This window comes from Tardiphaga sp., assembly GCF_044336785.1.
GTDB lineage: Bacteria > Pseudomonadota > Alphaproteobacteria > Rhizobiales > Xanthobacteraceae > Tardiphaga.
This window is the reverse complement of record NZ_JBIIOT010000009.1, coordinates 1-22,419: the sequence shown is the minus strand read 5'-3', so window position 1 is coordinate 22,419 and position 22,419 is coordinate 1. Positions and strand designations below refer to the sequence as shown.

The window sequence follows — 22,419 nt, the reverse complement described above, 5'->3', positions numbered from 1 at the left end:
ACGGGTTGGGTCGATCAGACATCGACATTTCCAAAGGCATGATGCCGCCCTGTCGTACCGGTGAAAGTCCGGTATGTCCCCAGCAAACATTCAAATCGAATAAAGGGACATACGATGTCTAGCTTGATGACCAACTCACAGGCGATGACCGCGCTGCAGACGCTGCGCACGGTCAACTCCAACCTCTCCACCACGATGAACCGCATCTCGACCGGCTATCGCGTCGCGACCGCTTCGGACAACGCCGCTTACTGGTCGATCGCCACGACGATGCGTTCGGACGTGCAGGCTCTGGGCGCCGTTCAGGACGCTCTCGGTCTGGGTGCCGCGACCATCGACACGATGTATACCGGCCTGGAAGGCACGGTGGACGTCGTTTCGTCGATCAAGGAAAAGCTGGTTGCTGCCCGTACGCCGGGCGTTGACCGTGAAAAGATCCAGTCGGAAATCACCGAACTCCAGAAGCAGCTGAAGAACACCGCCGACAGCGCCGTGTTCAACGGTGAAAACTGGATCTCGGTCGACTCGCAGAAGGCCACCTACAACGCCCAGAAGTCGGTCGTGTCGTCGTTCTCCCGCGCCGATGGCGTGGTGAAGGTCGATACCCTGACGGTCGACCTCGACGCGATCAAGCTCTACGACAAGACGCTGGATGCCGACTTCATTACGGCTCACGGCAATGCCATCGACGCGACCCTCGCGTTCGATCCGACGACCGTTGGCGCTGCTGGCCCCCCGGCGACCACCACGGGCACGATCACCTTCACCGTCACGCCGGCTGGTGGCACTGCCGTCGCCACCACGATCAATGTTTCGCAGAATTCCAAGATCGAAGATATCGTTTCGGCGATCAAGGGTCTGGGTGTTGAAGGTCTCACCGTCGGTATCAACGCCGATGGCGAAACCATCGAAATCAAGAACGCCAGCGGAACGGCCGTTGACATCACCACCACGGATGGTGGCGTTGCAGCGACCAACATCGCCGGAATGGCTGCGGCCGACGTTGCCGTCAAGACCGAGAAGGGCGTTCTGGACAAGACCTACGACGTGTATCAGAACGGCGCCTGGGCTGAATTCAGCGTCGCCGACCTGGACATCTCGAAGTTCACGGACAGCCAGACCGACCTCGCCGCGCTGGAAACCTACATCTCCGGCGTGGACGACGCACTCGCCACGATCACCGATGCCGCCACCAATCTCGGCGCCATCAAAAACCGTATCGGCCTGCAGCAGGACTTCGTGAAGGTTCTGACCGACTCGCTCGATCGCGGTATCGGCCAGCTGGTCGACGCCGACATGAACGCGGAATCGACCCGCCTCCAGGCTCTGCAGACGCAGCAGCAGCTCGGCATCCAGGCGCTGTCGATCGCGAACGCAGGCAGCCAGTCGATCCTGTCGCTGTTCCGCGGCTAATCGCTCGCGCGCGCGACTTGGTAGAGGTGGCCGCGCTAGCAATAGCGCGGCCATTTCACGTTAAGGATCTCGTAACGCCCGGACAAGCTTCGCAATCGATGATCGCGTCGAAAGTACGGCAGAGGATTCGATGGTCAATCGCCAGCACGCGCAGAAGCTCTGGAACAATCTCCTGGAGCTCGGCACCAAACGTCTCATTCTGCTGGCGGTGATCGGCGTTGCCGTTTTTGCCGGAGTCGGCGGCGGTGCCTATTATCTCAGTCGACCCGAATACAATACGCTCTATGCCGGCCTTAGCCGGGAAGACGTCACGCGCGTCAGCTCCGCATTGCGCGATGGCAATATCGCGTTCGACATCAACGCCGCTGGCGACACCATCTATGTTCGGCCCGCACAAACAGCCCAGGCCCGCACATTGCTGGCGGACAAGGGACTGCCGAACAATACCAGCGGTGGCTATGAGCTGTTTGACAAGATCGGCTCGCTCGGACTGACCTCCTTCATGCAGGAGGTGACGCGCGTGCGGGCGCTCGAAGGCGAGATAGCGCGAACGATTCAGGTCCTCAAAGACGTCAAGGCTGCGCGCGTTCATATCGTGATCCCCGCGCGGGGATCGTTTCGGCGCGAACAATTGCCGCCGTCGGCTTCGGTCGTGCTGAGAACGGATGGTCCTGCCGATGCCCGCACGGCGCGGTCGGTCAGACACCTCGTGGCGGCCGCTGTCCCCGGCATGACGGCGGACAAGGTCGCCGTGCTCGATAGCAATGGCTCGCTGCTTTCCGACGATGATGGTGGTGGGCTCAGTGCGACACCGACCACCATGGCCAACCTTCAGCGCATCGTCAGTCGCTCGATCCAGGAGAACGTCAGCCGGGCGCTCACGCCCTATCTCGGTCTCGACAATTTCGAGGTCAGCATCGCGACCCAGCTATCGACCGACAAGAGACAGACGAACGAAACGGTCTACGATCCGGATTCGCGTGTGCAGCGGTCGGTCCGCGCAGTTCGTGAGAAGGAGTCGTCGCAGAGCCTCGATCGACAGCAGCCGACGACGGTCCAGCAGAATCTGCCTGATCAGCAGGTGAATGCGAATGGGGCCAAGAACTCCAGTGATGAGAAGCAGCGTCGCGAAGATATCACCAATTACGAAGTGTCATCGAAGACGGTGACCACGGTCAGCGATGGCTATGTGGTGAACAAGATGTTCCTGGCGGTGCTGGTCAATCGCCCGCGCCTGGTCGCCAGCCTCGGTGACAAGGCGAGCGATGCGGCGATTGAGGCCAAGGTTGCCGAGATCGCTCAGATCGCGGCAACCGCTGCGGGCATCGACAAGCCACGCGGTGATCAGATCCAGGTGTCTGCCGTCGAATTCATGGAAGGCGCGCGTGACATGGCGCCGGTACCGTCCATCACGTTCACGGAAGTGATGATGCGCCAAGCGGGCAGCCTTGTCAGCGCGATCACGATTCTCGCGGTGGCCGGAATGCTGATCTGGTTCGGTCTGCGTCCGGCGATCAACACGATCCTGGCCAGTGCCAAGACGGATGAGGCGGCGCAATTCCAGGCCGAGGCAAATGCGTTGCTCAGTGGTGGCGGCGTGGCGGGCTCGATGGCCGCTGCGCTATCGAACGAGCCTGCGCCCAATCTCGTTCAGGATGTGACACTCGGTATTCAGAACGCCCCGCAGAAACGGCTGGAGCAGATTATCCAGCTCGACGAGAAGCAGGCTGCAGCAATTCTCAAACAATGGATTAGGCAGGAGGAGGCGGCATGAGCGCAGAGAAGGTTGCCCGACTGATCGCGGACTTCGATCGGCCTGAGACCGGAAAGCCGCGCAGCCGCGTGGTTCCGTTCGATCAGTTGCACCATTCCGGCGGGCGCCCGCAGTATCAGCCGCTGGTGGAGAAGCAGCCGCGTCCGTCGCAGCCACAGCAACAGCCACTCCAGGCAGTCGTCCCCGAAGACGATGGTTACGAGCGCGGCGAGGCAGATGGTTATGCACGCGCGAAGGCCGAGTTCGAGCAGCAACTGGATCAGCAGCGACTGGCGCTTGCAGAGCAGGCAGCCGAGGCGCGTCTGCAGCTGCTCAATGAGACTGCGGCGAAGCTGGTCGTTCACGTGACAGAGACCGGTGACGAACTGCAGAGCAGGATTGCCGGTGTTGCGGCGCGGATTCTCGAACCGATCATCCTCAATGCCGCGCAAAAACAGGCGGTGAGCAGCTTCGTCGAGCATTTGTCGTCGATCACGACGGACGTGCGCCGCCCGGTGCTGCGTCTGACCGGTCCGTCCGAACTCCTCGATCTGATCCGCACCAAGCTTGGCGTGCGCGCCATCGCCATCGAATTGCGTCCGGGCCCTGAGGTCGAGGCGTCGATCACCATCGATCAGGTGGTGCTCGAAACCCAGCTGAAAGCCTGGGCCGATCGATTGAAGCTGGCACTCCAGAGTTAAAATGGCCGATCAGCAACCAACAGAAATCCTAATCATTCGTCGCCGCAGCTCGCTCGATGCGGCCGAGACGAAGAACAGCGTCTGGAAGATCGCCTATGCCGATTTCATGACGGCGATGATGGCGTTCTTCCTGGTGATGTGGCTGATCAATGTCACCAGCCAGGAGGCACGCGAGAGCGTCGCGACCTACTTCAATCCGATCAAGCTGACCGACTCGACACCGGATCGCAAAGGCATCAACGATGCGCGTCGCGTCGATCCAGGCAAGGCCACGGAGGGCAGCAGCAAGTCGCCATTGCCGGAGCCAGGTGAGCCGACGACCGAGGTCACGCAGCCGCAGCAGCCGCAGCCCCGCTATGGCGATGCCGTGTTGTTTCGCGATCCCTATGCCGTATTGACGGAGATTGCTGGCGGTCCGCCGCGTGCCGGACAGGCCAGCGGCGCGCTCGATCCGGCGCGTAAGGAAGGCCTGAAGGGCGGAGAGGCCTATCGCGATCCCTTCGATCCGATCAACTGGCCGATGGCATCGATTTCCGCGCTCGAAAAGAAGCCCTCGGGGCGCAAGGAGGCGGGCAGCCTGCCTTACGGCGAGGATATCGCCGCCATCACCGAAGGGCAGGAGCAGCGTCCGGCTGATCCCAAGCCGGATGCAACGGGAACGCCGGTACCTGAGATGTCCGGCACCAGCGAGACGCCGCCGAAGGCTGACAAGCCCGCTATACCGAAGCCGGTCGGTCTTTTCTCCGATGATGCTGCGAAGCCGAATGCCACGATTGAGCAAAAGCAGGCCGCGACGGCAGACAAGCCCGTCACGGTGTCCGACAAGCCTCAAGCGCAGAGTGCCAAGACCACACAGGCCGATGCAGCGAAGCTTCAGTCGGCCATCTCCGCGGTGCTCGCTACGCTCGGCGCAGCTCATCCTGTTGCCGAAGTGCGCGAAACGCCTGAAGGGCTGCTCATCAACCTGACCGATGATGCGAATTACGGCATGTTTGCCAATGGTTCGGCCGAGCCGACGGCTGGCCTGGTTCGCACGCTGGACAAGATCACGCCGATGATCGCCCAGAATCGCGGCCAGGTCGTCCTACGCGGGCACACCGATGCGCGTGTGTTTCGGACTGCTGAATACGACAACTGGCGGCTCTCCACCGCGCGTGCCCATATGGCCTATCACATGCTGGTCCGTGGTGGCCTCGATGCGGCGCGCGTGGAGCGGATCGAGGGCTATGCCGATCGTCGCCTCAAGAACCAGAGTGATCCGCTGGCAGCGCAGAATCGGCGGATCGAAATTCTGATCCGTGCACCGACGCTATGACCTCATGCCGGACCATCGCGGTGGCGTTGACGATGTGCATTGGCAGCGCCCATGCGCAGCCGGCTGCTGAGGCGGTCCGCGAGCCGTATCAGATGGTAAGGTCACTGCAGATGTTGCAGGACCAGATCGCGCGCGGCGATCTTGAGGCGCATAATGCGCAGCCTGCGCTTCTCAAGCGCATCGGCGAAAGCTTCCTGAAAGCCGATGCCGCGCTCTGGAAGGAGCCGCGCAATTCGCGCGCAGCGGTGACATATCTATTGAGCGGCGGGACGCCGCAAGTGATCGCCTCGCTTCGGTCCCGCAATGTGCTGAATATCGATGAAGCCATCGTCGATGGCGCCCTTGCTTATGTGGATGGCCGGACCGATGAGGCGAAAGCCAAGCTTGGCCAGATCAAGCCGCGCAACATGCCGGCCACGCTCGGGGCGGAGCTTGCGCTGGTGCAGTCGGCATTGGTCGCGCAGGACGATCCGAAAGCCGCAATCGCATTGCTCGACGACGTGCGACTGATGATGCCCGGTACGCTGGTGGAAGAAGCAGCGTTGCGGCGGGAGATTTTCATCGTCGGCCAGGACGACGATTTCGATAAGTTCGAGGCACTCGCCGTCCGCTATTTCCGCCGCTACCGCTATTCGATCTATGCGGGAAATTTCCGCCAGCGTTTTGCGCTCTCGGTCGCCCGATTCAGTTTCGCGCAGCGGCCAGATCGGTTTCCGCGCCTGGTTGCGGTGCTTGATCATCTCGATCCAACCGCCCAGCGTGGGCTGTATCTGCTGATCGCGCGCACCGCGCTGATCCGGGGCAAGCCGGAGATGGCCTTGCTCGCAGCCAAGCATGTTGCCCTGTTGTCGGAAGAAGGCAGCCCGGAGCGCCTTCGTGCCCATCTCTATCATGCTGCTGCTCGCGTCGTGACGCCCGATCACAGCCGGGCAATTGCAGAGCTTGAAAAGATCGACAAGAGCAAGCTCTCCGAGCGCGATGTGGAGATCCAGGCGGCTGCGCTCGCGATTGGTCTCAATGTCCGCAAGGCGCTGCCGGAGGCTGCAAAAACCGTTAGTGACACCGGTCCAATGACGGTGATGCGGCCGCGGATCGATTTCACCAAATCGCTCGCCGTGGTCGATCAGGCACAGAAGCTGCTCGATCAGTCGCAAGAACAACTGAAGGAGACGACACGATGAAGCAGGCCGATATGCTGACCGCAGCGTTTCGCCAGCTCGCATCTGCAAAGACGGGCGGGAAGGGCGGCTTGGCCAATGCGCTGCATGCCAAGGACGGGAAAGAGAAAGCCGAGCATTTTCGCGAGCAGATGCGACAGGTCGCCAAGGAGCCGTCGGCTGCTGTCACCAAAGTCGACAAGAATGCCAGCCATGTAACGACAGCCGCCACGCCAGTGTTGGAAGCGGCGGCTATTCTGGCTGAACTCACCGGCAACGCCAAACCTAAGCCGGCGACGAGCGAGAGCGTGGAGAAGGACGAAGACGGCGCCAAGACCGCTGACGAGGGCAAGCAGGCATCACCGACGGCCCAGGATTGGCGCGATCCAACTGCGGCCATCGGCGCGGTGATGTCCAGGCTCGATCAGGCCCAGCAGAATGGCGCGCAGGGTGAAAAGTCAGCGGCGAAGACCCTTGCGCCGCAGATCGATGCGAGCAGCGATCAGTTGCCGGATCCAAAAGACATCGTCAGTGCGACGGATATCGATAGCTCAGAGATTGATCAGCCGGGATCGAAACGGTTCACCGTCACTGTTGAAGCTGCCGATGCGAAGCCGACGTCGATCGCGAAAGCTGTCGTTCGCGAGCAGGAGACCCATTTCGAGCCGGTGCAGCAAGTGACGACGCTGCAGAAGATCGTTGATCGCATGGCGAGCGATCTTCCGGCCGTGGCGGCGCCCGAAGGTGCGCAGGCCACCGAAACACCGTCGCATGACGCTGCGAAAGCGGCGGAAAGCCGCCCGGTGCGCATGATGACATTGGAGCTCGACCCACCAAATCTCGGGTCGGTGACGATCAAGATGCGGCTCGCCGGCGATTCCGTCGAGGTTCACCTGACTGCCGATCGCCTCGAGACCACGCAGCTTCTGCGCCAGGAGCGTGGTGCCCTGACCGATGCGATGCAAGCTGCCGGATACAGCTTCGATATCGCCGCCATCGATCATACGCGCACGCCCGACGGCAGCATGAACAACGGCCAATCGCAGTCGCAGCAACAACAGACATCGTCCGATCAGCGTGGCTCGATGCAGTCGTCGAATGGCTCGCAGACGGATGGTGGATCCTCGGGACGGTCATCCGGTGACGGCCAAAGCGGTGCGCGACAGAACAGGCAGGATCATGACCAATCTCACGCGTCGGCCTCCGAACGCAGCCAGGATCAAGCTGGTCGCAACATTCGCAGCAGCACTGTTTACCTCTAGCATTTCGGAAGCCGCGCGAGCAGAAGGCCCGTGCGAACGCGAAATGGCGCGCGCCGCGAGCCGTCACAGCGTGCCGCTCGGTGTCCTCTACGCGATCGGTCTCAGCGAGACCGGGCGGAAGGGGAGGCTCAATCCCTATGCTCTTAATGTCGACGGAAGAACCGTTCTCGCCACCGACACGCGCGATGCTGTCGCACGCTTCATCGACGAGAAGCGCAAGGGCGCCAAGCTGGTGGATCTCGGTTGCATGCAGATCAACCATCACTATCACGGCGATAAATTCTCCAGTCTCGAAGCGATGCTGGATCCAGCTCGTAACGTCGATTACGCCGCGCGCTTTCTCAAGGAACTGCGCAACCGCGAAGGCAACTGGACGATGGCTGTCGCCCGCTACAATGCTGGGCCGAACAACGTCATCGGTCAAAAACGCTACATTTGTAGCGTAATCGGCAGTCTCGTTGCGAGTGGCTTTGGATCATGGACGAGCAATGCACGCAGCTTTTGTGCGAACCGAACAGCGGCGCCGCAGCCTGTGGATAACCGCCAGCCCCGCACAAGCAATCTCCACTCTAATACCCCCACGTCAAACGGAGGATGATCGATGAGTCTGTATGGTGTTATGCGCACGGGTGGCTCCGGCATGAACGCGCAATCGAACAAACTCGCGACGGTCGCTGATAACATCGCGAATGTGAATACGACCGGCTACAAGCGCGCCTCGACGGAATTCTCGTCGCTCATCCTGCGCAGCGGTAGCGGCAACTACAATTCGGGCAGTGTCGAGACGCAGGTTCGCTACGCGATCTCCGATCCCGGAACGATGAATTACACGACGTCGGCGACTGATCTCGCGATCCAGGGCAATGGTTTCTTCATCGTCAGCGATGCAGGCGGTACGCCGTTTCTAACTCGCGCGGGTTCGTTTGTTCCGGATGGTCAAGGAAATCTCTACAATACGTCCGGCTATTATCTGATGGGCTATAATGTCCAGAATGGAGCGGTACCGGATGTCGTGGCCAACGGCCTCGGTAATCTGGAGGTCGTCAACATCGCGCAGCAAACGCTGGTCGGTAATCCGACCACTCAGGCCAAGCTTGACGGCGCCAATCTGGACGCCAATGCGGCCATCACCGCTGGCGCGCCAAACTTCACGTCCAAAACATCGCTCATTACCTACGACAATATCGGCAACGCCGTGAAGCTGGACATGTACATGTTCAAGACGGCCGCCAATACCTGGGACGTGGAAATCTACAACAGCGCTGACGCTGCAGCTGGTGGTGGCTTCCCTTATGCCGGCGCGCCGCTATCGACGGAAACCTTCACTTTCGACGTCAGCGCAACGGGAAAGGGCAGGCTCGATGCTGCCAGCGCCAACTCGATGACGTTCACCATTCCGGGCGGCTCTGCAGTGACGTTCGATATGGCGAATCTCACTCAGGTGGCCGAGGAATTCCAGTTCAAGGCGACCACCAATGGCAATGCGCCAAGTGGTCTCGATCGCGTGGAAGTCGCATCCGATGGCACGATGTATTCGATCTTCGATGACGGCACCCGGCTTGCGACCTACAAAATTCCGCTCGCCACTGTGCCGAGCCCGGACAATCTTTCGCCGGAAGCTGGCAACGTCTATTCGGTCAGCATCAATTCCGGCAACATCCAGGTGGATTTTGCCGGCCGCAGCGGCCTCGGCACCATCAAGCCTGAAGCGCTCGAAGCATCAAATGTCGATCTCGCCAACGAGCTGACGTCAATGATCGAATCGCAGCGCGGCTACACCGCGAATTCCAAGGTGTTCCAGACCGGCGCCGACCTGCTCGACGTTCTCGTCAACCTGAAGCGTTAACCGTCGCTCGTCAATTCTGACGGAGGTCCACGATGTCACTCACGATCGCGCTCAGCTCGGCCCGCTCCTCGCTCATGGCCGCGGGTGTCCAGTCCTCTGTTATCTCGCGAAACGTGGCGGGAACGCAGCAGGAGGGCTATTCGCGCAAGAATGCGATGATCGTGTCGCAGCCGGGAAGTGGCGTCTATGTCAACGGCATCCAGCGCGCTGCCAGCGCTGGGCTGTTCAACAATGTGGTCAAGGCTGTCGCCAACACGGCCCAACAGGACGCGCTTTACAACGGTCTGCAAAAAGTCGCAGCGGTCACGATCGATGATCCTGAACTCGATCAATCCGCTGCTGCGCAACTCGCCAAATTGAAGAGCGCCCTGCAGCAATACACATCGGCGCCGGACAATGTGACATTTGCGCAGTCAGCCGTGCAGGCGGCGAAGGACGTCGCCGTTGCGCTCAACGATTCAACGACAACCGTGCAGAAGGCGCGAGCCGATGCAGATGCGGAGATGGCCACGTCGGTCAGGACCATCAACGAGTTGCTGGCGCAATTCGAGCAGGTCAACACGGCGATCGTGAAGGGAACGACTGCCGGTGCTGATGTCACCGACTATCTCGACACCCGTGACAGCATTCTTTCGAAACTGTCGCAGGAAGTCGGTGTTACGTTCGCCACGCGCAGCAACAACGACATGGTCATCTATACCGATTCCGGCGTGACTTTGTTCGAGCGAACGGCGCGAACGGTCGCGTTCGAGCCGACCAATTCCTACACGGCCGCCATGACGGGCAACGCGGTCGTCATCGACGGCGTTGCAGTCACCGGACCAAATTCGGTGATGCCGATCAGCTCGGGCAAACTGGCGGGTCTTGCGACGCTGCGCGACGACAAGATGGTCACCTATCAGAACCAGCTCGACGAAATTGCGCGCGGTGTGATCGAGATATTCGCCGAGCGGGATCAGACGGGTGGCGGCGGGCCGGATCGCACGGGTCTCTTCACCTATGGCGGCGGCCCGGCCATGCCGGTGGCGGGCACTATCAATCCCGGCCTTGCTGGCACCATTCGGGTCACGGATCTCGTCGATCAGGCTCTGGGAGGTGATCCCACACTGATCCGAGACGGCGGACTCAATGGCGCCGACTATGTCTACAATGCCGGCGGTGAAGCAGGTTTCTTCGCGCGTATCCAGGGTCTCGTGGATGAGATGGGCGCCGTTCGCCCGTTCGATCCGAATGCCCTTGGCAAGCCCAGCGGCACCCTGATCGATTTCGCAGGCTCATCCGTGAGCTGGCTTGAAGCCGAGCGCAAGACCGTGGCCGCCGAAGCGAGCTACAATCAGACGCTGCTGGAACGCAGCGCCGATGCACTGTCGAACGTCAACGGCGTCAATATGGACGACGAGATGTCATTCATGCTGCAGGTCGAGCGCACATATTCCGCAACGTCAAAGCTGATCGCGACGATCGACCAGATGCTGCAAAATCTTCTCCAGGCGGTGAGGTAACTGAAATGGCTGCGACATTCATCTCGTCGAATTCCATCGCGACAACGTTGCGCATTTCGGCGTCCAAAAGCCAGGTCGCCATCGCGAAGGGTGTCAAGGAAGCGACCACCGGCCGGCTCGACGACGTGGGCAAGGAACTTGGCGCGCTGACCGGACGAAATGTAACGCTGCGCGCAGAACTGCAGGAGATCGACAAGCTGGTCGATACCAATGTGCTGGTTGGTGCGCGGCTGGAGGTCGCACAGGAGCGCTTGTCGCAGACAATCGAGATCGCGCAGAATTTCCAGAAAGATCTGCTGGCCGCGCGAAATTCGGCGAATGGCGGCGGCATCATCGCTCAGTCGGCCACGTCGAACCTGGAGTCGTTGCTGGCGACCTTGAATGTCTCGATGGATGGCCAGTTCCTGTTCGGCGGCATCAATTCGTCGCAAGAGCCAATGACGCCGTATGAGAATGGGTCGGCGACCAAGACGGCGATCGATGCGGCGTTCACCGCAGAGTTCGGATTTGCGCCGGGCGCGGCGGGGGCCGAAAGCATCCTGCCAGCGGACATGGAAACGTTTCTCGACAACGCATTCGCGACCGAATTTGCCGATCCCGCCTGGGGGACCAACTGGTCGGTCGCCTCGGATCAGGTCATGCGCAGCCGTATTTCCACGACCCAGACGATCGATTCATCCGCCAGCGCCAATGATGTCGCGTTTCGCAAGCTGGCGATGGCCTACACGATGCTGTCCGGCCTCGGTGTCGAGCAGATGAATCAGACCACGTTCCAGACGATCACGGACAAAGCCTTGCTGCTCGTGGCCGGCGCTGTCGCGGATCTCGCCAGCGTCGGCGCGCGGCTCGGTACCTCGCAGGAACAGACCACCAACGCCACGAGCCGGCTGAAGGTGCAAAGCGATATTGTGATTAAGCAGGTCAACGCGATGGAGAATGTCGATCCGGAAGAGGCGTCGGTCCGGGTCACCAGTCTTCGAAACCAGTTGGAAATGTCTCATGCGCTGACCGCGCAGATCCAGCGGCTCAGCATCCTGAACTATCTTTGATTAGTATTATTGTTCCACCAGCAGCGGGTTGTCGTTCGATATGACATTGGCAAGTTACGACGCGGAAATCGAGGATAGCGGATTCGAGGCTCGCTCGCGCGAGCGGAGGGCGCTCAATCACGGCATCGTCTTGCTGGAGAAAATGCAAGCCGGCCAACTCTCGCTGCCTGAGCAGACCGATGCGTTTCTCTATATCCGCGATCTGTGGTCGTTCTTCGTTCAGGATCTGTCGAATCCCCGCAATGGCCTGCCCGAGCAGTTGCGCGCCCAGTTGATCTCGATCGGTCTCTGGGTCGTCAAGGAGGCAGAGCGCAATCGCGAAGGGCAGCTGAGCGATGTCGCCGATCTCGTCGCCGTGAATGTCGCGATCCGGGATTCGCTCGGATGAAGAAGCCCATGTGCATCTCGCTGCGTTCTGGCGAGAAGATCTACGTCAATGGCGCAGTGCTGCGTGTCGATCGCAAGGTTACGCTGGAATTGATCAACGACGTGACATTCTTGCTTGAAAGTCAGGTCATGCAAGTCGAGGACGCAACGACACCGATGCGTCAGCTCTATTTCGTCGTGCAGCTGATGCTAATGAGCCCGGGCGATCTCGAACAGGCGAAATCCGTTTTCGGGCATCAGCGCTGCGCGCTCTATGCGGCGGCCGACAATGCCGAGCTGCTGAGCGGCCTGGATAGCGTCGAAACGCTGGTCGAAGCCAAGCGCTACTACGAGGCATTGCGTAAAATCCGGTCACTGTTCGAGATCGAGCAGTCGATTTTGACCAGCGCAGAGATGTTGCTCCCAGTGGCAGTCGCCTGACAACGGAGAAGCGGATATGGAAGTCAACGGCGTCAATACAAACAGCTCCACGACGAACACGACTGCAACGTCGTCGTCCAAATCGGCGGGGATGATCGATTACAACGGATTTCTGCAGCTCCTGATTGCCCAGATGCGCAATCAGGATCCGACAAACCCGACCGACTCGACCGAATATATGAGCCAGCTGGCGCAGCTCTCGACGGTCGAGCAGGCCGTGCAGACCAATGCCAAGCTCGACAGCCTTCTGTCATCCAGCGCCATCCAGCAGGCGGAGGGCCTGATCGGTCGCACGGCATCGTTCACCGATGAGAGCGGTCAGACCACCAGCAGCAAGATCAAGGAAGTGACCATCATTTCGGGCGGCGCGGTGGCGACGCTCGAAAATGGCGTGAAGGTCGCCCTCGGCGCCGGCATTACGATCAGCTGAGCCATGAACGAGCGCGACGCCCTCGATATCGCCCAGCAGGCGATCTGGACCATCATCGTCGCTGCCGGGCCGGCTGTGGGCGCGGCGATGTTGGTCGGCATCATCATTGCGCTGCTGCAGGCGCTGACCCAGGTGCAGGAGATGACGCTCACCTTCATCCCGAAGATCGTGGTGATGCTGATCGTCTGCGCCGTGAGCGGTACCTTCATGGGCGCGCATATCTACGCGTTCACCGAGGTGCTTTACGGCCGGATCGAACGGGGCTTCTAGCCACGCTTCTCCCCACCATCCCCGCGCAAGGTCGGCGCTGCAAAATGCAGCAATGATATTTGCGCAGGAAGCGTCATGGCCGATGTAACGATCTCCGTCCTCCCGAGCGAACGGCGAATCGGTACGGATGTGGCCTTTGCTTTCGGCATTGTCGCCATCCTGGTGATGCTGGTCCTGCCGGTCCCGACCTTCCTGATCGATGTCGGGCTTTCTTTTTCCATCGCATTATCAGCCTTGATCCTGATGGTGTCGCTATGGATCCAACGGCCGCTGGATTTCTCGGCCTTTCCCACGGTCCTTCTGATCGCCACAATCCTGCGTCTCGCGTTGAATGTCGCCACCACGCGCGTCATTCTCTCGCATGGCGGCGAGGGCGAGCATGCGGCGGGCTATGTGGTGGCGGGCTTTGCCAAATTCGTGATGGGTGGCGACTTCGTCATCGGCCTGATCATCTTCGCGATCCTGGTGACGGTGAATTTCGTCGTGATCACCAAGGGCGCGACCCGTATCGCCGAAGTCGGCGCGCGATTCACGCTCGACGCCATTCCCGGCAAGCAGATGGCGATCGATGCCGACCTCTCAGCAGGCTTGATCGACGACAAGGAAGCGCAGGCGCGCCGGCGTGAGCTGGAAGAAGAGAGTTCGTTCTTTGGCGCCATGGACGGTGCATCGAAATTCGTCCGAGGCGATGCCATTGCGGGTCTGATCATCACGGCAATCAACATTTTCGGCGGCATCATCATCGGTGTCACTGATCACGGCATGCCGCTGTCGCGCGCCGCCGACGTTTTCGTCAAGCTTTCGGTCGGCGATGGTCTTGTCTCGCAGATTCCCGCGCTGATCGTCTCGCTGTCTGCCGGCTTGCTCGTCTCGAAGGGCGGAACGCGCGGATCGGCTGAGCAGACCGTGTTGAAGCAGCTCGGCAGCTATCCGCGTGCACAATCGGTTGCGGCGCTGATGATGTTTGCGCTCGGTCTTCTGCCGGGATTGCCATTCCTGCCATTTGCGTTGCTTGGCACCATCATGGGGTTCCTGAGCTTCTCGCTGCCGCGCCAACAGGCGGCGCGTGAGAAGCTGGAACAGGCGAAGCGTGCCCAGATTCAGGAAAAAGCGCAGATCGAAGCCAAGGATTCGGTCAAGGAACTGCTCAAGACGTCCGACGTCGAACTCTGCGTCGGCAGCCAGCTGGCCATCCAGATGCTCAATGCGCATGGCGAACTGGCACATCGCGTCGCCAAGGTTCGCCGACGTTTCGCGTCGCAATACGGGTTCGTTGTCCCTGAAATCAAACTTACCGACGATCTATCGATCGGGGCGAAGTCGTATCGGATCAAGATCTACGGGACGATCGTGGCGCATCACGAACTGCGCATCGGCGAATCACTGGTTCTGTTCGACGGCGATCGCCGGCCTGACGTGCCGGGCGACGAGACGATCGAACCGGCGTTCGGCATGAAAGCGATGTGGGTGCCCCAGGCTTTCGTGGACGAGATCAAGCAGGATGGCTTCAAAATCGCCGACAATATCTCGATCGTGCTGACACATCTCAGCGAGGTCGTCCGTAGCAACCTGGCTCAGCTGCTGACCTACAAGGACACACGCGCGCTGATCGATCGTCTTGACCCCGAATACAAGCGGCTGGTCGAGGATATGGTGCCGTCCCAGATCTCGTATTCCGGGCTGCAGGCGGTGTTCAAGATCCTGCTCGCCGAGCGTGTCTCGATCCGTAACCTGCACCTGATCCTTGAGGCTATCGCCGAGATAGCTCCGCATGTGCGGCGCTCGGAGCAGATCGCCGAACATGTTCGCATGCGGATCGCGCAGCAGATCTGCGGCGACTTTGCCGACAATGGCGTACTCAAGGTGTTGCGTCTCGGCAATCGCTGGGATCTCGCTTTTCATCAGAGCCTCAAGCGCGACGGCAAGGGGGAGATTGTGGAGTTCGACGCGGATCCGCGACTTGTCGAGCAATTCGCGGATGATGTCTCGGTCGCGGTGCGCAAGGCTGCGAGCAATGGCGATACCGCTGTTCTCGTCGCGCCGCCCGACGTTCGCCCCTATGTGCGGATGATCACCGAACGCATGTTCCCGACACTGCCGGTGCTCTCGCATGTGGAGATCGCGCGCGGCGCAGAGGTCAAATCGCTCGGGGCCGTGTCTTGATCGCCAGCATCTCCGTCTCGATTCTGGCGACCTTTCTGATCTTCTGCCGTGTCGGGACGTGCATGATGGTGGCGCCGGGCTATTCGCGCGTCAATATCCCCACCCAGGTGCGCCTGTTCCTTGCCGTCAGCGTGACACTGATGCTGACCCCGCTGCTCGAACCATCGGTTCGTCCTGCGGTCGAAGGTGCTGCGGCGTCGGATCTGATCCGGTTGATTTGCTCGGAGCTCTTTGTCGGCCTCGTGATCGGCCTCACCGCGCGCATGTTTTTTGCCGCACTCGAAACCATGGCGACATTCATGGCATCAGGCATCGGCCTGACCATGCCGAGTGTCTCTGATGACAACGAACATGTTCCCGCGCTTGTGCCGTTGATTACACTGACTGCAACGGTGATCTTCTTCGTCACCGGGCAGCATTGGGAGCTGTTGCGAGGCTTGATCGGGTCGTACCAGATCTGGTTGCCAGCCACCGGGATCAGCGCGGAGGGCGGGCTGGCGCAACTGGTCGATCATCTGTCCCAGGCGTTCACGCTGGCGCTGCGGGTCGCTAGCCCGTTCGTCGTCTATGCCGTGATCGTCAATTTCGCGGTCGGCCTCGCCAACAAGCTGACGCCGAGCATCCCCGTTTACTTCATATCGCTGCCATTCGTTCTGATGGGCGGTCTGATGCTGCTTTATCTCACATGCCGCGAATTGATCCTGCAATTCAGTATCGCATTTGCAGCCTGGCTGGCGGGCTGAGACATGATGCAGAAGCGAGACCGCAAGATCCGCCGCATCGCCGCCGTCCAGGCGCGGCTCCATCGCATTGCCGAGTGGCACCTGATGGAATGCCAGGCCCGCGAAACCGAGCTCGAGGACAAGCAGCGACGTATCCTCGAAGCGTTCAACGACGAGAGCAAACTTCCGGATTTGCTGGTTCATACGGCGGGCCGCAGCCTGCGTGCCGCAAGCGTCGAGCAAGGTGCAGTCGCGAAAATGAAGGATCGGCTGGCCGAGTATGCCCGGACCGAGGGACGCAAACTGAAGCATGTGGAGCGCCTTGTTCACGACGCTGCGACCCATATGTCGAAGGAAGACGAAAAGCGCCTGCTCGACGAGATCGACAAGGCGGTTCGTCGTTCGTTGCGGACTACATGATTTAACCAGATTTGATTGGAGCACGAGATGACGGTCGCCGCAGTCGCAAACGATCTGATTACGGATGTCATCAATGCGGCCGATCCGGTCGCCCAGCGCAGTGCGATTCATCGGCTTGAACGCATGACGCCGGCACAGCAAGACGAATTCGCATCGACGCTGAAGGGTGAATTTACGGCGGGCCAGGCGCAAGCGTCGGCGATTCCCGCGGGCGAACCGGTCCCGACGACGCCTGTCATTCGTCAGGCTGAGGGCAGTCACGGCGTCTATCGGAAGTTTGAAGCGTTTGTCCTGCAGATGTTCGTTGAATCGATGCTTCCCAAGGATGCGGAGCAAGTGTTCGGCAAAGGCAGCGCCGGCAATATCTGGCGTTCGATGATGGCCGAACAGATCGGCAATGAGATGGCGAAAGGCAAGGGCATTGGCATTGCCCAGCAGCTGGCGAAATCACGCGCGGTCGCAACACCGGGCACTGAAGCATAACGGCCGATGATGGCCATGACAGCAGGTCAAGACATGGAACAGATCAATCAGCAGGATGCATCACTGGCTCTCACAGGGCAGACACTCACGCGTCCGGATTCCGAGGTGCAAGCGGCAATAGACCCTCACGTAGAAGAGGCGGGCACGCCAGCCGATTGGCTCGGCACGCAAAGTAACGCACTCATCGCGATCGAGCGCCTCAAGGCGACGATCGACGAGGAGACCTCGAAACTCGAATCGCGCGCCGTTGTCGACTTCGACACGTTCAGCCAGCGCAAGAATCGCGGTCTGCTCGAACTTACGCGCGCAATCCGGTTGACCTCTGACGTCAAGGTCGATCCGCGCGTGACGCCGCAACTGACGCATCTGCGAGCCAGTCTGATCCGCAATCAGGCCGCGTTGCAGATCCATCTGGATGCCGTGCGCGAAGTATCGGCCATCATTGCGAAGTCGATACAGGACGTCGAATCCGACGGCACCTATTCGCGCGCCTTGCCGGGGATCCACTCATGATGAAGCTGCTGGTGACGGGCGTCTGGGCCTGTCTGGTGACCGTCGGAACGAGCCTTGGCATTTCGTACTGGAAGGAAAGTGCGGCAGCGTTGCCAGCGAAGCAGGAACAGCCTGAAGGGCTCGTCTATGAAAAAGTGAAGGTGATCAATGTGCCGATGATCGCCGAGGGCAATGTGCAGGGATATGTGATTGCCCAGCTCGTTTTCACGGCCGACGCGAAAGTGTTGCGTCAGCTGCCCGTTCCACCAGAGCCGTTCGTCGTCGATGAAGCCTTCCGCACGCTCTACAGCGATCAGAAGCTCGATTTCAAGAACCTCGCTCGCTACGACCTGGCGCAATTCGCGCGGGCTGTGCGCATGCAGGTCAATAAACGGCTGGAGGTCGATGCTCTTCAGGAAGTTCTGGTGCAGGATTTCAATTATGTATCGAAGGACCAACTGCGCCGCTGACGATCGACAGCGTGCCGCATGGCATCCAATGGATGATCGAGTGGTCTGATGTGATATAGCGTGGTATTTGTGTGGTACTTCTCTTCGCGCAGATGTCTCCCAACCATCAGCGGGAGTTGGAGAGGCGGCGGTGGACGCCAACGCCGGTGGTCGGCGTCCTCTTGCGCGGGAGGCTTGAGCCTCAGTTGGCTCTTGAGACCGGCATCTCGCCGATGGCGCGAGACTTCATGTCGTCGAGCCGATAGCCCATGTAGCGCTTCGATTCGATCGGATCGAAACCGAGGTGATCGCGCAGTTTCTTGCGCAGTTTGCTCACATGGCTCTCGATCACGTTCTCATCAAAGCTCGCATCGAACAGACCATAGACCGCGTTGAAGAGCTGGGTCTTGGTCAGCCACTTGCCTTGATGGCCGACCAGGTGTTCGAGAATGCGCAATTCGCGGCGCGGGAGAGCCAGCGTCCGTCCAGCGATTTCCGGATCGCGTCCGTCGAGGAAAACGCGGATGATGCTGGTCTGGGCTGGTTCATTCTGATCAATGCTGCGGCGGCGGATCACCGCCGTGCGCGCCATGATCTCTTTGACGTGGACTGGTGCATGGACGACGTCGTCCACGCCGGCTTCGAATAGCTCGATGGTCTGCTTGAGGTGCTTGAGACTGTTGAGCGCAATGATCGGCGCGCGCGATCGATTGCGAATGCTCGACGGGATGCTCGTGCGATCCGGGCAGTCGCCGAGCAGAAAAGCGCGGATGGCAGTCAGATCATTGCCAACAGCGCCTTCGAGCCAATCGCGGAAGTCGGTGGATGTAAAGCCAATAGAAACGACGCCTTCGCGGTCAAACCCGGCCGCGTAGCCTTGCGTGACGCCCTCTCGGTCATCAATCACAACAAACATTTTAATCCCCTGCGTGTTCGCCTGAATGTCGTCATGGGGTCGAATTAGGCGTACTCGCCCCATTTTTGTCTTGAAGACGCAACACAACAGTTACTTGGAGATCGAGAAAACTCTGTCGAGAGGCGGGCCGACAATGCTCCGAAGTCCGGGTCGCTTTTACCGGGTTAGGAGCAAATGATGCGGTCGGCTGCCTGCTCTCGATTGTTAGCTCGATCGGTCTGAGAGCTCCCTCTCATTTGAAGGGCGTGAGATAACGTCTCATGCCCCGGCCTCGTCAGCATATACAAAGGTCGGGCGAGCGATCGTTGTCGCCAAGCGAACGGCTTGGCATGTGTAGCGATCTTCCGATCCGAACCGTGCAGGACTCACTTCACTCAATACGTCAAGATGGTACCTCATCATCAAGTAATTGACCCGCGAAGATTTGCAAAGAGTCGTCAATGCCGATCGTGCCCTTTGCTTGAATGAATAAGTGGATAATTCATTTCGGATGCACGAAGTGGCGTGATGCGTAGCAACGCATTCCCAGAAATCGACGGTGGATAGTTGATGTCAGAGTCACACTCAAAGACGTTATGCTGATGAGCGCTCGTCCATGCGTGATTTGCAGTGGAGAGAAACGGACATGATGTCGCGCCGATCATTCGTTGCTCACGAAATGTCGCGCAATGCGCAGATGTTATGATGCATGGCTGCTGTTGCATGTATCGCAGAGGCCATGCTGCGGGCGCTTACCGTGCGGACGGTCGCGACTGAATAGATGCCGTAAGCGTCGGCATCATGCTTATTTTTCATTCCATGCATCGCTAGCGTCCTGCCTGTGCGTTGCGTTTTACTTGTAAATAACGGCGTCTGGCTCATCGGCCGAAGACGATTCCCTTGCTCGTTATGACTTGCCAGTGGCCATCGTCATTCTTGATTTCCTGAATCCGACCGAGTGTCGGAACGTCCTGTCCTGGCGACACCTCGATAACTCCGGATTTTCCTTCAAGCACTGCCACTCCTTCATAGACGCGACGAATGTACCAGCCTTCGATTGTGCCGCGTGCGGTGCTCGTCGTCTGTGCGATGGCGGTTTGCAGCGACCCCGTGAATTCGGGTGTGTGGTTGGGTGATGCGTTTGTGAGAGCGTCGTCAGGAGCGCGTGTGGTCCTCGTGCGTTGCGCCGGTGGTTCCCGCTCGACATCGCGGACTGCAACACGTTCGACAGTCGGCTTCGATGCGTTCGCTGTGCGGATTGCTGCCGTGCTGGAGGATAGGTCTGCGACTTGCCGACGCAATTGAGTGACGGAGTCGCGCAGATTGCGGAGTTCGGTTTCAGAGACGTTACGGGCCATCTGTGGGCGCAGGAACAGATAGGCGAGTCCGCCCGCGGATATCAGCGTGGAAATGCCCACAACCATGGCCAGCGAGAAGAACGGTGCTTTCCAGGCAGGTGATTGTAAAGGTTTTGCGACAATGCGCGCCGGTGGCACGTTGATGCGTATCCTCGCTTTGGGTGGTTCTTCGCGCAGTGCTTCGCGTGTCCGTCGAAGACTCGCGCGAGCTTCATTCGCGAGAAGTTCGTCGATTGCTGCGGCTGCCGCAACATGCGGTCTCGTCGCCGGCGTGGTGCGCGCTGACGAACTCGCCGCTTCGTTTTTGTCCACGGTCTTTGACCGGAGATCGGATGTCGTTCGAGACATCATTATATGGCTTCTTGCATTGCCCGCGACCGACAGATCGCGATGCGGTAGCATTGATGTATCAAGCGTAGCTTGTGTGGAGCAGTTGAGGGTGGCCACACGAAAGCGAAAAGCGTCTGCCTGCAAGCAGCGTGAAGCAGCTCAAAATTGGTGCAGACGACGCAGAGTGTTGACTGGCGTTCGCGCGCGGAGATGCGTCAAGATAGTGAGGTCATGCGTGAATTTTGTGTGGTATATGTGTGGTCTTCACCAGTCGCGTGACGCTGGAGGTGAAATGCCAGAACTGTGTGAATAGTTGGACTGATACGATCAACGTGGTTCTTTTCAATCAAATCTAATTTTCGGAAAACAAAATCGATTGCGATCTTTAAAAGGCCATCCGGCGCGGATGGCATCGTTTGAAAACCTACCGAATCGCGTCGTGGTTCAAAACGTTGAATCTAATCTGCCAAATCACGATAACGAGTTGGCAGGATCTATTCATCGAACAGAGAAGCGACGTATTAATAAACGAACCTTATTGCCGGGCTCATGAGTATCGATCTGGAACGTTTGCGCGATTACGTGAAATCGCTGAAAGCCGAGCGGCAGGATTCGCCAATCGGAAAAGTTAAATCAGGTGCGACCAAAATTATTCGGAGGAATCGCCATGAACTGGAACGCATGCATCGCGAGGATGGTGCGACATGGACCGAAATCGCCGCGGGTCTCGCAGCGCAAGGTGTGACGCAAGGGGATGGTCAGCCGATTACCGGGCGGCGGTTGACGGCGCTCATGCATAATATCCGCGTGCAGGAAGAGCGACTTCGCAACAAGGAAAAAAGCGCCCACGAGTTGCCCGACGAGGGGCCCATCGATCAGTCGTGACGTTGAGCGCGTTGCGAACGCGCCTCTGGTGGAGCGCGGGCGCCCAGGTGCCGCGCGGCCGGGCTATTGCTTGGCGCTGGCGATCGTTTCGATGGCCAGCATTGCACGGGGGCTGGCAAGCCATTGATAGTCTGGTGGATCGGCAATTGTCGCTGATCTGAAGCAGTTCTTTGAGATGCGTTCGAGGATCGCAATACTCTGGGCGCGTGGCTCTCGTGAGCGTGATAGGCCGATTTACAACAGAGTTCAGTCGCTGCTTTCGGAGTGATCAAATACTTCTAAGGTCGATAGGGCTCGGTGAAGATATGCCTGAGGCCGGGCCTTTTGCATGATTGTGGCTGGTAAAGGTCTCGACAACCTTGGCTTACACGACCGGATGGACAACCTGTCGAAAGCTTATGCAGCGCCACGCTGGAAGAAGTCACCGCAGGGACGCATCGCTGATGCCGGTATTCGCGGTTTTGAAAGCGAATGGCGCACCCGACACGATTCGAACGTGTGACCTTTGCCTTCGGAGGGCAACGCTCTATCCAGCTGAGCTACGGGTGCGATTGGCCATGATGTAGCCGATCGGATGCGCAGCGGCAACGGCCGGCCGGGCTTCCAGAGGTCAAATTCTGGCTGCCTATCCCCTTCAGGTGGGCGCTGCAGCATGTTCTCGCTTTGCGTGTCGCAGGTAGGCGATAGATACGAAAAATGGCGCCGTAGGGCGCCATT

General features: G+C 59.5%; 24 protein-coding genes and 1 tRNA gene. 22 read left to right on the top strand and 3 right to left on the bottom strand.

From position 1 onward, the window contains the following. Positions 1–114 precede the first annotated feature (114 nt). The 20 genes from ACIQ2A_RS04545 to ACIQ2A_RS04450 all read left to right on the top strand — a co-directional run bounded on the left by ACIQ2A_RS04545 (position 115) and on the right by ACIQ2A_RS04450 (position 18,255). Entirely contained in the window at positions 115–1,413 is a 1,299-nt protein-coding gene (locus ACIQ2A_RS04545) for a flagellin (RefSeq protein ID WP_398476222.1), read from the top strand. Between the two features lie 130 nt (positions 1,414–1,543). Then, a complete protein-coding gene (fliF, locus tag ACIQ2A_RS04540; RefSeq protein ID WP_398476220.1) occupies positions 1,544–3,187 on the top strand; it encodes a flagellar basal-body MS-ring/collar protein FliF in 1,644 nt (547 codons plus the stop codon). Continuing rightward, positions 3,184–3,867 (top strand): hypothetical protein, encoded by a 684-nt coding sequence (locus ACIQ2A_RS04535; protein ID WP_398476218.1) that lies wholly within the window; start codon positions 3,184–3,186, stop codon positions 3,865–3,867. Before fliF ends, ACIQ2A_RS04535 begins: the two co-directional genes overlap by 4 nt. 1 nt (position 3,868) lies before the next feature. Next, positions 3,869–5,182 (top strand): MotB family protein, encoded by a 1,314-nt coding sequence (locus ACIQ2A_RS04530; RefSeq protein WP_398476216.1) that lies wholly within the window; start codon positions 3,869–3,871, stop codon positions 5,180–5,182. Continuing rightward, on the top strand, positions 5,179–6,363 hold the full coding sequence (locus ACIQ2A_RS04525) for a chemotaxis protein (RefSeq protein ID WP_398476214.1): 1,185 nt from the start codon (positions 5,179–5,181) through the stop codon (positions 6,361–6,363). Before ACIQ2A_RS04530 ends, ACIQ2A_RS04525 begins: the two co-directional genes overlap by 4 nt. Then, a complete protein-coding gene (locus tag ACIQ2A_RS04520; protein ID WP_398476212.1) occupies positions 6,360–7,601 on the top strand; it encodes a flagellar hook-length control protein FliK in 1,242 nt (413 codons plus the stop codon). The genes ACIQ2A_RS04525 and ACIQ2A_RS04520 overlap by 4 nt, the downstream gene beginning before the upstream one ends. Next, entirely contained in the window at positions 7,519–8,199 is a 681-nt protein-coding gene (locus ACIQ2A_RS04515) for a transglycosylase SLT domain-containing protein (protein WP_398476210.1), read from the top strand. The genes ACIQ2A_RS04520 and ACIQ2A_RS04515 overlap by 83 nt, the downstream gene beginning before the upstream one ends. A gap of 3 nt (positions 8,200–8,202) precedes the next feature. Beyond that, complete coding sequence (locus ACIQ2A_RS04510; RefSeq protein WP_398476208.1) at positions 8,203–9,447, top strand: flagellar hook protein FlgE; 1,245 nt, start codon at positions 8,203–8,205, stop codon at positions 9,445–9,447. A gap of 32 nt (positions 9,448–9,479) precedes the next feature. Next, a complete protein-coding gene (gene flgK / locus ACIQ2A_RS04505) occupies positions 9,480–10,949 on the top strand; it encodes a flagellar hook-associated protein FlgK (RefSeq protein ID WP_398476206.1) in 1,470 nt (489 codons plus the stop codon). Positions 10,950–10,954: 5 nt separating this feature from the next. Beyond that, positions 10,955–11,998 carry a flagellar hook-associated family protein gene (locus tag ACIQ2A_RS04500; protein WP_398476204.1) on the top strand — a complete coding sequence of 348 codons (1,044 nt, stop codon included), beginning with the start codon at positions 10,955–10,957 and terminating at the stop codon, positions 11,996–11,998. Positions 11,999–12,038: 40 nt separating this feature from the next. Beyond that, a complete protein-coding gene (gene flaF / locus ACIQ2A_RS04495) occupies positions 12,039–12,386 on the top strand; it encodes a flagellar biosynthesis regulator FlaF (protein ID WP_398476202.1) in 348 nt (115 codons plus the stop codon). A gap of 8 nt (positions 12,387–12,394) precedes the next feature. Further along, entirely contained in the window at positions 12,395–12,805 is a 411-nt protein-coding gene (gene flbT / locus ACIQ2A_RS04490; protein WP_398476355.1) for a flagellar biosynthesis repressor FlbT, read from the top strand. Positions 12,806–12,821: 16 nt separating this feature from the next. Next, a complete protein-coding gene (flgD, locus tag ACIQ2A_RS04485; protein WP_398476200.1) occupies positions 12,822–13,235 on the top strand; it encodes a flagellar hook assembly protein FlgD in 414 nt (137 codons plus the stop codon). Between the two features lie 3 nt (positions 13,236–13,238). Then, the gene (gene fliQ / locus ACIQ2A_RS04480) at positions 13,239–13,505 is read left to right on the top strand and encodes a flagellar biosynthesis protein FliQ (protein WP_398476198.1); all 267 of its coding nucleotides are present in this window, start codon (positions 13,239–13,241) and stop codon (positions 13,503–13,505) included. 75 nt (positions 13,506–13,580) lie between these two features. Continuing rightward, positions 13,581–15,668 (top strand): flagellar biosynthesis protein FlhA, encoded by a 2,088-nt coding sequence (gene flhA / locus ACIQ2A_RS04475; protein ID WP_398476196.1) that lies wholly within the window; start codon positions 13,581–13,583, stop codon positions 15,666–15,668. Continuing rightward, entirely contained in the window at positions 15,665–16,411 is a 747-nt protein-coding gene (gene fliR / locus ACIQ2A_RS04470) for a flagellar biosynthesis protein FliR (protein WP_398476194.1), read from the top strand. Before flhA ends, fliR begins: the two co-directional genes overlap by 4 nt. 3 nt (positions 16,412–16,414) lie before the next feature. Further along, a complete protein-coding gene (locus ACIQ2A_RS04465) occupies positions 16,415–16,810 on the top strand; it encodes a hypothetical protein (RefSeq protein WP_398476192.1) in 396 nt (131 codons plus the stop codon). 27 nt (positions 16,811–16,837) lie between these two features. After that, complete coding sequence (locus ACIQ2A_RS04460) at positions 16,838–17,293, top strand: rod-binding protein (protein ID WP_398476353.1); 456 nt, start codon at positions 16,838–16,840, stop codon at positions 17,291–17,293. Positions 17,294–17,326: 33 nt separating this feature from the next. Continuing rightward, positions 17,327–17,806, top strand: coding sequence for a hypothetical protein (locus ACIQ2A_RS04455; protein WP_398476190.1), 480 nt, complete (start codon positions 17,327–17,329; stop codon positions 17,804–17,806). Beyond that, complete coding sequence (locus tag ACIQ2A_RS04450; protein WP_398476188.1) at positions 17,803–18,255, top strand: hypothetical protein; 453 nt, start codon at positions 17,803–17,805, stop codon at positions 18,253–18,255. The genes ACIQ2A_RS04455 and ACIQ2A_RS04450 overlap by 4 nt, the downstream gene beginning before the upstream one ends. Before the next feature lie 181 nt (positions 18,256–18,436). Here ACIQ2A_RS04450 and ACIQ2A_RS04445 read toward each other — a convergent pair whose 3' ends face one another. Beyond that, on the bottom strand, positions 18,437–19,150 hold the full coding sequence (locus ACIQ2A_RS04445) for a response regulator transcription factor (protein WP_398476350.1): 714 nt from the start codon (positions 19,148–19,150) through the stop codon (positions 18,437–18,439). Positions 19,151–20,007: 857 nt separating this feature from the next. Next, positions 20,008–20,799: a hypothetical protein gene (locus ACIQ2A_RS04440; RefSeq protein WP_398476186.1), complete on the bottom strand. Its 792-nt coding sequence runs from the start codon at positions 20,797–20,799 to the stop codon at positions 20,008–20,010. A 567-nt stretch (positions 20,800–21,366) separates the two neighbouring features. Here ACIQ2A_RS04440 and ACIQ2A_RS04435 point away from each other — a divergent pair. Next, on the top strand, positions 21,367–21,702 hold the full coding sequence (locus ACIQ2A_RS04435) for a hypothetical protein (protein ID WP_398476184.1): 336 nt from the start codon (positions 21,367–21,369) through the stop codon (positions 21,700–21,702). Between the two features lie 328 nt (positions 21,703–22,030). Further along, entirely contained in the window at positions 22,031–22,204 is a 174-nt protein-coding gene (locus tag ACIQ2A_RS04430) for a hypothetical protein (protein WP_398476182.1), read from the top strand. Here ACIQ2A_RS04430 and ACIQ2A_RS04425 read toward each other — a convergent pair. Further along, positions 22,175–22,251, bottom strand: a tRNA-Arg gene (locus tag ACIQ2A_RS04425). The two genes, ACIQ2A_RS04430 and ACIQ2A_RS04425, sit on opposite strands and share 30 nt — an antisense overlap. Positions 22,252–22,419: the final 168 nt, after the last annotated feature.

Excerpts from the sequence above, each read along its gene's own strand:
- flgD (WP_398476200.1), top strand. The coding sequence starts at position 12,822 with ATGGAAGTCAACGGCGTCAATACAAACAGCTCCACGACGAACACGACT.
- flhA (WP_398476196.1), top strand. The coding sequence starts at position 13,581 with ATGGCCGATGTAACGATCTCCGTCCTCCCGAGCGAACGGCGAATCGGT.
- ACIQ2A_RS04535 (WP_398476218.1), top strand. The coding sequence starts at position 3,184 with ATGAGCGCAGAGAAGGTTGCCCGACTGATCGCGGACTTCGATCGGCCT.
- ACIQ2A_RS04435 (WP_398476184.1), top strand. The coding sequence starts at position 21,367 with ATGAGTATCGATCTGGAACGTTTGCGCGATTACGTGAAATCGCTGAAA.
- ACIQ2A_RS04525 (WP_398476214.1), top strand. The coding sequence starts at position 5,179 with ATGACCTCATGCCGGACCATCGCGGTGGCGTTGACGATGTGCATTGGC.
- flgK (WP_398476206.1), top strand. The coding sequence starts at position 9,480 with ATGTCACTCACGATCGCGCTCAGCTCGGCCCGCTCCTCGCTCATGGCC.
- fliF (WP_398476220.1), top strand. The coding sequence starts at position 1,544 with ATGGTCAATCGCCAGCACGCGCAGAAGCTCTGGAACAATCTCCTGGAG.
- ACIQ2A_RS04430 (WP_398476182.1), top strand. The coding sequence starts at position 22,031 with ATGATTGTGGCTGGTAAAGGTCTCGACAACCTTGGCTTACACGACCGG.
- ACIQ2A_RS04445 (WP_398476350.1), bottom strand. The coding sequence starts at position 19,150 with ATGTTTGTTGTGATTGATGACCGAGAGGGCGTCACGCAAGGCTACGCG.
- ACIQ2A_RS04510 (WP_398476208.1), top strand. The coding sequence starts at position 8,203 with ATGAGTCTGTATGGTGTTATGCGCACGGGTGGCTCCGGCATGAACGCG.
- flbT (WP_398476355.1), top strand. The coding sequence starts at position 12,395 with ATGTGCATCTCGCTGCGTTCTGGCGAGAAGATCTACGTCAATGGCGCA.
- ACIQ2A_RS04455 (WP_398476190.1), top strand. The coding sequence starts at position 17,327 with ATGGAACAGATCAATCAGCAGGATGCATCACTGGCTCTCACAGGGCAG.
- ACIQ2A_RS04500 (WP_398476204.1), top strand. The coding sequence starts at position 10,955 with ATGGCTGCGACATTCATCTCGTCGAATTCCATCGCGACAACGTTGCGC.
- ACIQ2A_RS04545 (WP_398476222.1), top strand. The coding sequence starts at position 115 with ATGTCTAGCTTGATGACCAACTCACAGGCGATGACCGCGCTGCAGACG.
- ACIQ2A_RS04450 (WP_398476188.1), top strand. The coding sequence starts at position 17,803 with ATGATGAAGCTGCTGGTGACGGGCGTCTGGGCCTGTCTGGTGACCGTC.
- ACIQ2A_RS04520 (WP_398476212.1), top strand. The coding sequence starts at position 6,360 with ATGAAGCAGGCCGATATGCTGACCGCAGCGTTTCGCCAGCTCGCATCT.
- flaF (WP_398476202.1), top strand. The coding sequence starts at position 12,039 with ATGACATTGGCAAGTTACGACGCGGAAATCGAGGATAGCGGATTCGAG.
- ACIQ2A_RS04460 (WP_398476353.1), top strand. The coding sequence starts at position 16,838 with ATGACGGTCGCCGCAGTCGCAAACGATCTGATTACGGATGTCATCAAT.
- ACIQ2A_RS04515 (WP_398476210.1), top strand. The coding sequence starts at position 7,519 with ATGACCAATCTCACGCGTCGGCCTCCGAACGCAGCCAGGATCAAGCTG.
- ACIQ2A_RS04465 (WP_398476192.1), top strand. The coding sequence starts at position 16,415 with ATGATGCAGAAGCGAGACCGCAAGATCCGCCGCATCGCCGCCGTCCAG.
- ACIQ2A_RS04530 (WP_398476216.1), top strand. The coding sequence starts at position 3,869 with ATGGCCGATCAGCAACCAACAGAAATCCTAATCATTCGTCGCCGCAGC.
- fliQ (WP_398476198.1), top strand. The coding sequence starts at position 13,239 with ATGAACGAGCGCGACGCCCTCGATATCGCCCAGCAGGCGATCTGGACC.